The sequence below is a fragment of the Stenotrophomonas sp. PS02301 genome (genome assembly GCF_029959485.1).
In the GTDB taxonomy this organism is placed as follows: domain Bacteria; phylum Pseudomonadota; class Gammaproteobacteria; order Xanthomonadales; family Xanthomonadaceae; genus Stenotrophomonas; species Stenotrophomonas maltophilia_Z.
The window spans coordinates 1-11815 of the sequence record NZ_JASCOO010000119.1 but is presented as its reverse complement, the minus strand read 5'-3'; the positions used below and the strand labels follow the sequence as shown (position 1 = coordinate 11815).

The 11815-nt window shown below is 64.8% G+C and carries 9 protein-coding genes; 2 read left to right on the top strand and 7 right to left on the bottom strand.

Features of this window, described 5'->3' with window-relative positions:
* Positions 1-99 precede the first annotated feature (99 nt).
* The 7 genes from QMX81_RS18930 to QMX81_RS18900 form a co-directional block, all read right to left on the bottom strand.
* The gene (locus QMX81_RS18930; RefSeq protein ID WP_282263791.1) at positions 100-1464 is read right to left on the bottom strand and encodes an NAD-dependent succinate-semialdehyde dehydrogenase; all 1365 of its coding nucleotides are present in this window, start codon (positions 1462-1464) and stop codon (positions 100-102) included.
* 75 nt (positions 1465-1539) lie between these two features.
* Positions 1540-2385: an ABC transporter permease subunit gene (locus tag QMX81_RS18925; protein ID WP_121041633.1), complete on the bottom strand. Its 846-nt coding sequence runs from the start codon at positions 2383-2385 to the stop codon at positions 1540-1542.
* Positions 2382-3293, bottom strand: coding sequence for an ABC transporter permease subunit (locus tag QMX81_RS18920; protein WP_121041631.1), 912 nt, complete (start codon positions 3291-3293; stop codon positions 2382-2384). Before QMX81_RS18920 ends, QMX81_RS18925 begins: the two co-directional genes overlap by 4 nt.
* Entirely contained in the window at positions 3290-4423 is a 1134-nt protein-coding gene (gene potA, locus QMX81_RS18915) for a polyamine ABC transporter ATP-binding protein (protein WP_282263787.1), read from the bottom strand. The genes QMX81_RS18920 and potA overlap by 4 nt, the downstream gene beginning before the upstream one ends.
* Before the next feature lie 122 nt (positions 4424-4545).
* Positions 4546-5652, bottom strand: a complete 1107-nt coding sequence (locus QMX81_RS18910) for a polyamine ABC transporter substrate-binding protein (protein ID WP_121041627.1) — start codon at positions 5650-5652, stop codon at positions 4546-4548.
* A 132-nt stretch (positions 5653-5784) separates the two neighbouring features.
* Complete coding sequence (locus QMX81_RS18905) at positions 5785-7182, bottom strand: glutamine synthetase family protein (protein WP_121041625.1); 1398 nt, start codon at positions 7180-7182, stop codon at positions 5785-5787.
* Complete coding sequence (locus QMX81_RS18900) at positions 7179-7937, bottom strand: gamma-glutamyl-gamma-aminobutyrate hydrolase family protein (RefSeq protein WP_121041622.1); 759 nt, start codon at positions 7935-7937, stop codon at positions 7179-7181. The genes QMX81_RS18905 and QMX81_RS18900 overlap by 4 nt, the downstream gene beginning before the upstream one ends.
* Before the next feature lie 197 nt (positions 7938-8134).
* On the opposite strand from QMX81_RS18900, the gene QMX81_RS18895 reads away from it, so the two are divergent.
* Both QMX81_RS18895 and QMX81_RS18890 read left to right on the top strand, forming a co-directional pair.
* Entirely contained in the window at positions 8135-9421 is a 1287-nt protein-coding gene (locus QMX81_RS18895; RefSeq protein WP_121041620.1) for an FAD-binding oxidoreductase, read from the top strand.
* A 622-nt stretch (positions 9422-10043) separates the two neighbouring features.
* Positions 10044-11648: an MASE1 domain-containing protein gene (locus QMX81_RS18890; RefSeq protein ID WP_282263773.1), complete on the top strand. Its 1605-nt coding sequence runs from the start codon at positions 10044-10046 to the stop codon at positions 11646-11648.
* Positions 11649-11815: the final 167 nt, after the last annotated feature.

Genomic DNA, 11815 nt, shown 5'->3' with positions numbered 1-11815 from the left:
GGCCGGCTCCTCCGGTGGCATGACCCTCATCTCATGTTCGCGGCCGTCCGGGGCATGGGCGTGAGCCGGCCAGCGGCCGGCACTACCCGGTTCATGGCATCAGGCCACGTAAACGGTCTTGATGTTCATGAACTCATGGATGCCATGTTCGGCGAGTTCACGGCCGAAGCCGGAGCGTTTGCTGCCGCCGAAGGGGAGGCGTACGTCGCTCTTGACGATGGCGTTGACGAAGGCGGCACCGCATTCCAGCTGCTGGGCGATGGCTTCGCCGCGCGCCGCATCGATGGTCCACACGCTGCCGCCCAGGCCGAAGGTGGTGTCGTTGGCCACGCGCAGTGCTTCGGCGTCATCGCTGACGCGCAGGATCGCGGCGGCCGGGCCGAACAGTTCTTCGTCATAGGCCGGCATGCCGGGCGTCACGTTGTCCAGGATGGTGGCCGGGTAGCCCGCATGCGAGCCGGCTACCGGCTCACCGCCGAGCAGCAGCGTGGCGCCCTTGGCGATGCTGTCCTGCACCTGCTTGTGCAGCTCGTCGCGCAGGTCCGCGCGCGCCATCGGCGCGAGCGTGGTCTTCTCGTCCTGCGGATCGCCGTAGACGCGCTTGCCGGCGGCGGCGACGAACTTCTCCACGAACGCATCGGCGATCGCATCGACCACGATGAAGCGCTTGGCCGCGATGCAGGTCTGGCCACTGTTGTCGAAGCGCGACTTCACCGCTGCGGCCACCGTCTTGTCCAGATCGGCATCGTCCAGCACCACGAAGGCATCGCTGCCGCCCAGCTCCATCACGCACTTTTTGAGCTGGTCACCGGCATTGGCCGCAATCGACCGCCCGGCGCGCTCGCTGCCGGTCAGCGTGACCGCCTTGACCCGCTTGTCGCGCAGCACCTCGGCGGCCTGGTCGTTGTCGATGTGCAGCACATCGAACACGCCCTCGGGGAGCCCACCATCGCGGCACACCGCCAGGATCAGGTCGGCGCATTGCGGCACGTTGCTGGCGTGCTTGAGCAGCGCCACATTGCCGGCCATGAACGCCGGCGCGAGGAAACGGAATACCTGCCAGATCGGGAAGTTCCACGGCATCACCGCGAACACGCAGCCGATCGGCTCGTAGCGCACGTAGCTGCGCTGGGCTTCGGTATCGATCAGCTGCGGCTTGAGGTAGTCGGCCGCGTGATCGGCGTAGAACTCGCAGGCCTCGGCGCATTTGTCGATCTCACCCAGCGCTTCCCCCTTGAGCTTGCCCATCTCGGTGGTCATCGCCTGCTGGATGTCCCCCTTGCGCTGGCGCAGCTGGGCCGCGATGGCGCGCAGGATCGCCCCGCGCTCCTGCAGCGAACGCGCTGACCAGGCCGGGAACGCCTCGGCGGCCGCGGCCAGGCGCTGCTCGACCTCCGTGGCGGTGAGCAGTTCATGGCGATACGTGACCTGGCCGGTCGCGGGATTGATGATGTCAGCGGTCATCGCAGGTCTCCAAAAGTCAGGCCCGCAGTGTGCGCCCGGCCCCGTGAGCCGGATGTTGCCGGATCGGGATGACGTTCAGCTGGGGTCCTGCAGCGCCATCTGCATGTCGCGTTGGCGGCGTTTCTCGGCGCGAGAGGTGATGTACCAGCCCACCACCGCCGCGATCGACACCGCCAGCACCATCAAGGTGGCCAGCGCGTTGATCTCCGGCTTGATGCCCATCCGCACGGAGGAGAACACCTTCATCGGCAGGGTGGTCGAGTTCGGGCCGGCCACGAAGCTGGCGATCACCACGTCATCCAGCGACAGCGTGAACGCCAGCAGCCAGCCGGCCACCAGCGCCGGGGCGATGATCGGCAGGGTGATCTGGAAGAACACCTTCAACCGGCTCGCGCCGAGATCCATCGCGGCTTCCTCCAGCGAGCGGTCCAGCTCCTGCAGGCGTGAGGACACCACCACCGTCACGAAGGACAGGGTGAAGGTGACATGCGCGATCCAGATGCTGGTCACGCCGCGGCTGGGGAAACCGGGAATGCCGCCCATCGCCACCAGCAGGGTCATCAGCGAGAAGCCCAGGATCACTTCGGGCATCACCAGCGGCGCGGTGATCAACGCACCGAACACGGTCTTGCCCGGGAAGCGGCGCATGCGGGTCATCACCATCGCCGCCATCGTGCCGAGCACGGTGGCCGCGCAGGCCGTCCAGAACGCGACCTTGAGGCTGATCCACAGCGCATCCAGGATCTGCCGGTTGTTGAACAGCTCGCCGTACCAGCGCGTGGAGAAGCCCGACCATACCGTGGCCAGCTTGGAGGCGTTGAACGAGTACACCATCAACAACAGGATCGGCAGGTACAGGAAGGCGAAGCCCAGCCCGAGCAGGCTCCAGCCCAGCCAGCGGTTGCTGCGCACCATGCTCATGCCAGCTTTCCTTCCAGCTCGCGCTGCTGCATGCGGTTGAACAGCAGGATCGGCACCAGCAGCAGGGCCAGCATCACGATCGCCACCGCCGAGGCCGTGGGCCAGTCACGGTTGTTGAAGAACTCGCCCCACAGCACGCGGCCGATCATCAGCGTATCCGGCCCGCCCAGCATTTCCGGAATCACGAACTCACCCACGGCCGGGATCATCACCAGCATGCAGCCGGCGATGATGCCGGTGCGCGAGAGCGGCAGTGTGATCCGCACGAAGGCCTGCCACGGCTTGGCGCCGAGGTCGTAGGCGGCTTCGAGCAGGCGGTTGTCCAGCTTGACCAGATTGGCGTACAGCGGCAGCACCATGAACGGCAGGTAGCAGTACACGATGCCGATGTAGGCGGCGGTCGGGGTGTACAGGATCTGCAGCGGCGCATCGATCAGGCCGAGCTTGAGCAGCAGCTGGTTGAGCAGGCCATTGCGGTCCAGGATGCCGATCCAGGCATACACGCGGATCAGGAACGAGGTCCACGAGGGCAGCACCACCAGCATCATCGCCACATTTCGCGCGGCCGGGCTCATCCGCGAGATCACGTAGGCCATCGGGTAGCCGATCAGCAGCGTGAGCAGGGTCGAGATGACCGCGATCTTGATCGAGCTCAGGTACGCCAGCGCGTACTGGTTGTCCTTCACCAGGGCCGCGTAGCTGCCGAGATTGAGCTTGAGCGAGAACGCGCCGTCCACGTACTCCAGCAGCCAGGTATACGGCGGCGAGCCGACCTGGGTGCGGGCGAAGGAGATCATCAGGATGATCACGAACGGCACCGCGAAGAACAGCAGCAGCCACAGGTACGGCGCGGCGATCACGCCGGCGCGCGTACCCGGGAGCCAGCGCTTCCAGCCGGTCGCGCTCATGAGGTCAGCACCACGCCGTCGTTGTCGCGCCAGTGCACCCAGACGGTGTCACCCCAGGTCAGGCCATCGCTGGCCCAGCGCTGCGAATTGGCGAAGTTGGACAGCACCTTGGCCCCGCTCGGCAGGCGCACATGGAATACCGAGTGGCTGCCGAAGTAGGCGATCTCCTCGATCACGCCCTGGGCCTTGTTGGTATCCCCGGACGGCTCGTCCTTGCCGATCATCACCTTCTCCGGGCGCAGCGCGAACGCCACCGGCTGGCCTTCGTAACCGGTGATGCCGTGGGCGACGTAGATCGGTGCGGGGAACAGCGGCGTGCGCACGGTGACGTACTCGGGCAGGTCCTCATCGAGCACGCCATCGAACAGGTTCACCGAGCCGATGAACTCGGCCACGAAGCGGTTGGCCGGCTGCTCGTAGATTTCATCCGGCTTGCCGACCTGCTGGATCCAGCCGGCATCCATCACCGCGATCCGGGTGGCCATGGTCATGGCCTCTTCCTGATCGTGGGTGACCATCACGCAGGTCACCCCGGTGGTCTCGATGATGTTGACCAGCTCCAGCTGCATCTGCGAGCGCAGCTTCTTGTCCAGCGCGCCCATCGGCTCATCCAGCAACAGCAGCTTCGGGCCTTTGGCCAGCGACCGCGCCAGCGCCACGCGCTGCTGCTGACCGCCGGAGAGTTGGTGCGGCTTGCGCTTGGCCAGCTTGCCCAGCTGCACCAGCTCCAGCATTTCGCCGACACGGCGGTTGATCGCATCACGCGCCATGCCGTCCTGCTTCAGGCCGAAAGCGATGTTCTGCTCCACCGTCATGTGCGGGAACAGCGCGTAGGACTGGAACATCATGTTGATCGGGCGCTGGTACGGCGGCAGCGCGTTGATGCGCTGGCCGTCCAGGTCGATGGTGCCCTGGGTGGGGGTCTCGAAGCCGCCCAGGCAGCGCAGCAGCGTCGATTTGCCACTGCCCGAGCCACCCAGCAGCGCGAATATCTCGCCTTTGCGCACGTCCAGGGTGACGTCGTCGAGCGCGACGAAGCCGTCGAACTCCTTGCGCAGCGCGCGGATGGACAGGTAGCCCGGTTCCAGGACCGGCAGGACCGCGCCTTCCGGCTTGGCTTCAAATGGCATGGTCAGCGGCTCCGGGAGCGGCGGCGGGACGGGGGGAGAATGCCATTTTACCGGTGGTGGCCGCGTCATGTCCTACCCCCTGAAACGACGACGCCGGCGCGGGGCCGGCGTCGCGGGGGCGGTCAGCGCCCGGTTTTCACCTCGGTCCACAACCGGGTGTAGAGCTTGTCCACTTCCGGCGTGTTGATCGAATAGGTGAACATCTTCGCCGCCACATCGGCCGGCGGGTAGATGGTCGGGTCGGTGCGGATCGATTCGTCCACCAGCGGCGTGGCCGCGGTCACCGGGTTGGCGTAATGGATGAAGTTGGTGTTGGCCGCGGCGACCTTCGGCTCCAGCAGGTAGTTGATGAAGGCGTAGGCGGCCTCCGGGTGCTTGGCATCCTTGGGGATGGCCAGCATGTCGAACCACTGCGGGCCACCTTCGCGCGGGATCGAGTAGGCCACGGTCACGCCATTGGAGGCTTCAGCTGCACGGTCACGCGCCTGGATGATGTCACCGGACCAGCCCACCACCAGGCAGGTGCCGCCGTTGGCCAGCGAGCCCACGTACTGCGAGGAGTGGAAGTTCTGCACGTACGGGCGGATCGTCTTGAGCAGCGCGGCGGCCTTCTCCAGCGTGACCGGGTCCTGGCTGTGCGGATCTTCGCCCAGGTAGTGCAGTGCGATCGGGATCATGTCCGACGGCGTATCCAGGATGGTGATCCCGCAGTCCTTCATCTTGGCGATGTTTTCCGGCTTGAAGATCAGATCCCAGCTGTTGGCGATGTCGGTGCTGCCACCGAAGCGCTGCTTGAGCAGCTCCACGTTGTAGCCGATGCCGGTGGTGCCGATCATGTACGGCACGCCGTACTCGTTGCCCGGGTCTTGCTGGGCGATGCGCTTCATCACCTCCGGGTCGAGATTGGCCAGGTTCGGGATCTTGCTCTTGTCCAGCGGCAGGAACACGCCGGCCTTGATCTGGCGGCCGAAGAAGTTCAGCGTTGGCACCACCACGTCATAGCCGCTGTTGCCGGCCAACAGCTTGGTTTCGACCATCTCATCACTGTCGAACACGTCATAGGTCACCTTGGTGCCGGTGGCCTTTTCGAAGTTCGGGATGGTGTCTTCGGCGATGTAATCGCTGTAGTTGTAGACGTTCAGCACCTTGGCGTCGTCCTGCTTGTCACCGCCGCCACAGGCGGTCAGCACGGATACGGCAATGCCGAGGGTGAGGATTCGCAGCTTCATCGGACTCTCCACAGGTCAGGTGCGAGTTGGGGGGAACCGGCCGGACCGGCGCAACGGGTGCCAGCCTACCGGGCATGCCCCCATTTTCCCAGCACATGGCCCTCACGGCCATGCCGGATCAGGTGCCTCGGGTCAGACGTTGAGCAGCAGGAACTCGCGCTCCCAGGAGCTGATCACCCGGAAGAAGGTCTCGTATTCCTTGCGCTTGACCGACACGTAGGCGCGGCAGAAGCGCTCGCCGAGCATCTCGCGCAGTTCCGGGCAGGCTTCCAGCCCGTCCAGCGCCTCGCCCAGCGAGCGCGGCAGGTCATAGCCCAGCTCCTTGGCGCTGCCACTGATCGGCGCGGTCGGGGAGCCTTGCTCGCGGATGCCCAGCAGCCCAGCCGCCAGGGTCGCGGCGATGGCCAGGTAGGGGTTGGCATCCGAACCGGCGAACCGGCTTTCCACCCGCATGTTCTCCGGCGTATCCAGCGGCACGCGCAGCCCGCAGGTGCGGTTGTCGAAGCCCCAGTGCACGTTGCTTGGGGAAACCTCGCCGAACATCAGCCGGCGGTAGGAGTTCACGTTCGGAGCGAAAAACGCCATCGCCGCCGGGACGTACTTCTGCAGGCCAGCCAGGTAATGGCCGAACAACGGGCTGAAGTCCTCACCGCCATGCTCGCCGGTGAATACGTTGCTGCCATCGCTGATCCGCAGCAGGCTCTGGTGGATATGCATCGCACTGCCCGGCTCGTTCTCCATTGGCTTGGCCAGGAAGGTGGCATAGATGCCGTGGCGCATCGCCGACTCACGCATGGTGCGCTTGAACAGGAATACCTGATCGGCCAGATCCATCGCATTGGCGTGGGTGAAGTTGACCTCCAGCTGTGCGGCGCCGGATTCATGGATCAGCGTATCCACGTCCAGCTTCATCGCATCGCAGTAGTCGTACATCAGATCGAGGATCGGATCGAACTCGTTCACCGCATCGATCGAGTACGACTGGCGCGCGGTTTCAGGACGCCCGGAGCGGCCGGCCGGCGGCAGCAGCGGGAAATCCGGGTCGGTGTTCTTCTGGACCAGGAAGAACTCCAGCTCCGGTGCCACCACCGGGCGCAGGCCCAGTTCGGCATAGGCATTGAGGACGCGCCGCAGCACATTGCGCGGGGCCAGCTCATGCGGCTCACCGGTCTTGGTGAAACAGTCGTGGATGACCTGCGCGGTCGGATCGGTCGCCCAGGGCACCATCCGTACCGTATCGGCATCCGGGCGCAGGATCATGTCCGAGTCCGAGGGCGAGGTCAGCTCGTAGTAGTCGTCCGGGAATTCGCCGGTGACCGTGGTGGCGAATATCCCCTCCGGCAGACGTGTGCCGTAATCGTGCGAGAACTTGTCGGCCGGAATGATCTTGCCGCGCGCGTTGCCGGTGATATCCGGCACCAGGCACTCCACCTCGGTGATACGCCGGTCCTTGAGCCAGCGCAGCAGCGTGCTCTCCTGCGGAACAGGCTTGGGGGCGGCGGCTTTGCGCGAACGCGTTCGGGTGGTCATGACCGGTCTGCTGTAAGAGAGTTGCGGCGACAAGCATCGCCGAAAGCGTGAAAAATGCTGTGATAGAACGAATTGTCGGACACCCGCCACTCCGGATGCCACTGCACCCCAAGCACGAAACGATGCGCGGTGCTGCGGGCGGCTTCTATCAGGCCATCCTCAGCGACGGCCTCGATCTGCAGGCCCTCGGCCAAACGATCGATGCCCTGCCCGTGCACGGAATTGACCCGTGCCGTGGGCGCGCCGGCCCAGCCGGCCAGCCAACCACCCTCACACAGCTGGACCGCATGCGCCGGCCCATAGTGCACCTCGACCGGCGCCTGCGGGTCTTCACGATGATCGTTCATGCCCGGCACCGCGTGCACGCGCGGGTGCAGACTGCCACCGAGCGCGACGTTCAATTCCTGGAAACCCCGGCAGATCGCCAGCACGGGCAGGTCGCGGGCCAGCGCCTCATGCAACAGGGAGAGCGCGTTCGCATCGCGCGCCGGATCATGGCGGTTGCCGGGCCAGCTCGGGGGCCCGGCATACAGATGCGGTTCGATATTGCTCACCGCGCCGGTCAGCAGCAGGCCGTGCAGGCGGCTCAGCCAATGCGCGGCCGGCAACGGCGGCTGCAGGCTGGGCAGCAGCACCGGGGTAACACCGGCCGCTTCGGCCAGCGCGCGGATGTACTTCTCACCCGCCGCCGCGAAGCGGTGATGGCCCAGCATCGTGCTGTCGGTGGGCAGGCCGACCCAAGGGGGCGAGACCATGCGTCATGCTCGGATGACCTGCAGCCACGTTACCCCCGTGCGCAGACCTCGCGCAACACAGCGCGCCACCGCCGGCGCGCGCGCCCCTCACACGCCGGCGGCAGTAGCTGCGACAGACTGACCCCTGTCCCGCGCGCCGGTTGCTGGCATCCTTTGTCCATGATTGTTGTCCTGTCCTCTTCCCGCCGGTGCCCGGCATGACGGCTGCCGGCGAGGCGCATGCACCCAGCTGGTACGCCGACAGCGTGCCGGGCGCGCCGCTACGTGAACCGTTGACGGGCGATCTCAGCGCCGATGTCTGCGTGCTGGGTGCCGGCTACACCGGCCTGTCCGCCGCCCTGACCCTGGCCGAGCGCGGTTATCGCGTCGTGCTGCTGGAGGCGCACCGCGTGGGCTGGGGTGCGTCCGGCCGCAACGGTGGCCAGGCGATCGTCGGCTACGGCTGCGAAGTGGATACGCTCGAGCATCTGGTGGGTGCTGAAGACGCGCGGGCGCTGTTCGAGTTCTCGCGCGATGGCATGCGCCTGCTGCGTGATCGCATCACCCATCACCAGATCGAGTGCGATTGGCGCGATGGCCACGCCAGCGTGCCGATCAAACCCCGCCAGGAGCGCATGCTGCGCGCCGGGCTGATCGATCTGGCCCAGCGCTACGACTATCCCCTGCAATGGTGGGACCGCACGCAGCTGCGCGGGCAGCTGGACAGCCCCCGCTATCGCGGGGCGATGTTCGATCCCCACAGCGGCCACCTGCATCCGCTGGCCTACGCGCAGGGGCTGGCCCGTGCCGCGGAGGCGGCCGGCGCGGTGATCCACGAGCAGTCCCCGGTCCTGCAGCTGATCCGCGGGCCCCGGCCGCAGCTGCGTACCGCACACGGCACGGTCAGCGCCGACCACGTGGTGATCGCCGGCAACGCCTGGCTGGAGGGCATCGCGCCGGAGCTGGAATCGCGGATCATGCCGGTCGGCACCTATATCGGTGCCAGTGCGGTCCTTGGGCAGGCGCGGGCGGAATCGCTGATCCGCAACGGCATGGCGGTGGCCGACGTCAGCTGGGCACTGGACTATTTCCGCCTCAGCCGCGATCACCGCCTGCTGTTCGGCGGCCAAGCCAGCTACTCCGCCCTGCCCCCGCCTGGCCTGCGCGGTGTGATGACCCGGCGCATGCGCGCGGTGTTTCCGCAGCTGGCCGACGTGGAGCTGGAGTACGTGTGGGGCGGCTATGTGGACATCACCCGCAACCGCGCCCCGCACTGGGGCCGACTGACCCCGAATGTCTATTTCGCGCAGGGCTTCTCGGGCCACGGTGTTGCCGCGGCGGGCCTGGCGGGCCAGGTGCTGGCCGAAGCCATCGCCGGGCAGGCGGAGCGCCTGGATGTATTCGAACGCATTCCGCACCGCCCCTTCCCCGGCGGGCGCATGCTGCGGACCCCGCTGCTGGTTGCGGCGATGTCCTGGTACAAACTGCGGGACGCGTTGTGGTGAGGGCTTAAGGGGCTTTCGGGGTGGCGGGCTCGGTGGCGGTGCCGGCCGGGTACTGCGCGGCGGCGGGTTCGAGCTCTTGCGTCGATTCGACATTTCCAGACACTCACCGAGCTCAGTGGCCGTCTGCCGGGGCGTTGTGACAATCGTCGTGCCGTAGGCTGCTCGCCCGACGCACTGCGACGGAAAAGTGAGACGGGGCGCGGCGTCTGAAATCAGGCTTTCCACTTTCCGGCGGTTCCAAAACGGGAGGGGCAGCAGATGTTATGGCGGTGCCTACCACGCCTTTCACGCGTCGGATCACATAACAACGAAACCGAGCAGAATGCGTCACATCAACGCCTGCCGTGACTGAGACAGGCGTTCCTCGAGTTGGTGGATTCATCCGCGTGACTGCAGCGCCTCACCAACGCCGGCGCCAGAGCCGGCGTGAAGGACATCACCCCAAAATGAGATATGTGTCACGCCCATGAAAGTGACACATGCCTGTGCGTCCATCCATACCCTGTGCCGCCATCGCGCCAGACCGTTTGCGCAATTGCATAATCGGGCGCGTATATATACCGTCCAATCTAATCGCGGCATTGCTACACAGGGATGTTGAAGGCACGAACAGGGGGAGCCGGTGCGCGGAGAATGGTGGAAAAACGGACTTCAGTTGAATCTGCGGATCGAGCCGATCGGGCTTGTTCTCGCGGTCATCTATGCGTTTGCATGTTGGGGAGCGCGCAAACTGTCCCTCGACCAGTTCTACCTGCCTGCGGGTATACGAGTGGCTGCGCTGCTGCTCTGCCCGCCTCGGCTGTGGCCCTACCTGTTCCTCGGCGAATACGCCTACTTTGCTCAGATGCGTTACCCGATGATCGACAAGTACGGGTTGACGTGGGTCATCCTCGCCTCCGTCTCACTGATGCCCACGGTAGCAATGATCGTGCGACTGCATCGCAGGGTGGTGGCCGCCACCACCCAAGCCTGGCTACTATCGGTTGGGGCCGCATCGGCCGTAGCTGTCACCTCGTTGAATCTGGTGCTTATGCACTTGCTTTGGCCCACCCCGGATGTACCACTACTTACCGGTGCGGCGCGCTACATCGTAGGCGACTTCATCGGCATTCTGACGGTCGTACCGCTTGCCCTGCTTTGGGCAAGCCGGCGCACCGAACTGACATGGACAGGACGTTTCCTCACACCGAGTATCGCTGCGCTGGCGTTGATGATCCTGACCGGCATGGCCTCGGTACTGATTCCCGCAGAATCAGCCACGGTCAAGACGAGTCTGCAGTTGCTGATGGCGCTACCGGCCATTGCCCTTACCTGCCTGCTCGGTTGGCGCGGAGCGGCGATAGCCGTGCCATCACTCAATCTCATCATTGGGCTTACGACACCAAAACCGTATCCGTTGGCATTTGATCCGACGACCTTTACGACCCAGATGGTCATGGCTATTGCAAGTATCGCTCTGCTCTTGTTCGGTTCACGCATTACGCACTTCTATCATCATTACCGGATCCGTGACGATGGCGAGAAAAATGCACTGAAACTGGCCAGAAATTCGCATATTGCAAGTGAAAAGAGCCTTCGCGAGCGTGCACTCCATCTCAGGAAACTCGGCGACGGCATTGAGGTATCTCTCAAGGAGGTGGTGAACTGGCTGAAATCGCAGGGCCACCATGAGATAGCAAGTGGGCTTTTGAACACAGCAACAGTGCACTCACAGCAATTCCGTACACAGGCAAGCATGGTCTATCCCACTGCATTGGATCAGTTGGGCCTCTACGTTGCACTACACGCCGGCGGCGTGCGTGAATCCTGGGACCAGAGCAACCGGGTGAGTCGGCCTCGCTTGGAAGGCGACCCTTGCATGTTGAGCACAGGCCTGCAACTGGCAGCCTATCGGGCGCTCATTGACGCGGTATCTCTGCTGTTGGAACATGAGTTCGGGCAGGTAATGGTCCGCGCCCGATGCGGGGGGCGAGCGTCACAGCGGGGAATCCTTGTAGTGGTTGCACTTCTTGATTCGGCACAGCCGTTGTCCGACACAACCGTCGCGTTGGTCAATGAGCATTTGGCGGGCTTGCCTCTCGCTTACGGAGGCGTAGTACAGTGCCGTCGAAACCGAATCCGGATGCTGCTTGTGGAAACGCCAACACATTCATCCAACAGAGCCGCTCATTGCGATTCGGCGGACAGCAGAACATCGGACTTTGGCAATAGTCGGGCATTAACCTGATCGAGTCCTGGCCCATCCTGCAGCGGGTTGAACCCAACGATGACGGTTATTCGCAGGAAGCCCCGCCCCCCAGCTTTTCATTCAACAACGTGCTGTCACCCTGCGGGTGTCAGCACGTGACAGCAAACCTGTCAGCTGTCTCTAGTGCTGCTCATCTGCAGCTTAGA

Excerpts from the sequence above, each read along its gene's own strand:
- QMX81_RS18930 (WP_282263791.1), bottom strand. The coding sequence starts at position 1,464 with ATGACCGCTGACATCATCAATCCCGCGACCGGCCAGGTCACGTATCGC.
- QMX81_RS18925 (WP_121041633.1), bottom strand. The coding sequence starts at position 2,385 with ATGAGCATGGTGCGCAGCAACCGCTGGCTGGGCTGGAGCCTGCTCGGG.
- QMX81_RS18905 (WP_121041625.1), bottom strand. The coding sequence starts at position 7,182 with ATGACCACCCGAACGCGTTCGCGCAAAGCCGCCGCCCCCAAGCCTGTT.
- QMX81_RS18910 (WP_121041627.1), bottom strand. The coding sequence starts at position 5,652 with ATGAAGCTGCGAATCCTCACCCTCGGCATTGCCGTATCCGTGCTGACC.
- QMX81_RS18895 (WP_121041620.1), top strand. The coding sequence starts at position 8,135 with ATGACGGCTGCCGGCGAGGCGCATGCACCCAGCTGGTACGCCGACAGC.
- QMX81_RS18900 (WP_121041622.1), bottom strand. The coding sequence starts at position 7,937 with ATGGTCTCGCCCCCTTGGGTCGGCCTGCCCACCGACAGCACGATGCTG.
- potA (WP_282263787.1), bottom strand. The coding sequence starts at position 4,423 with ATGCCATTTGAAGCCAAGCCGGAAGGCGCGGTCCTGCCGGTCCTGGAA.
- QMX81_RS18920 (WP_121041631.1), bottom strand. The coding sequence starts at position 3,293 with ATGAGCGCGACCGGCTGGAAGCGCTGGCTCCCGGGTACGCGCGCCGGC.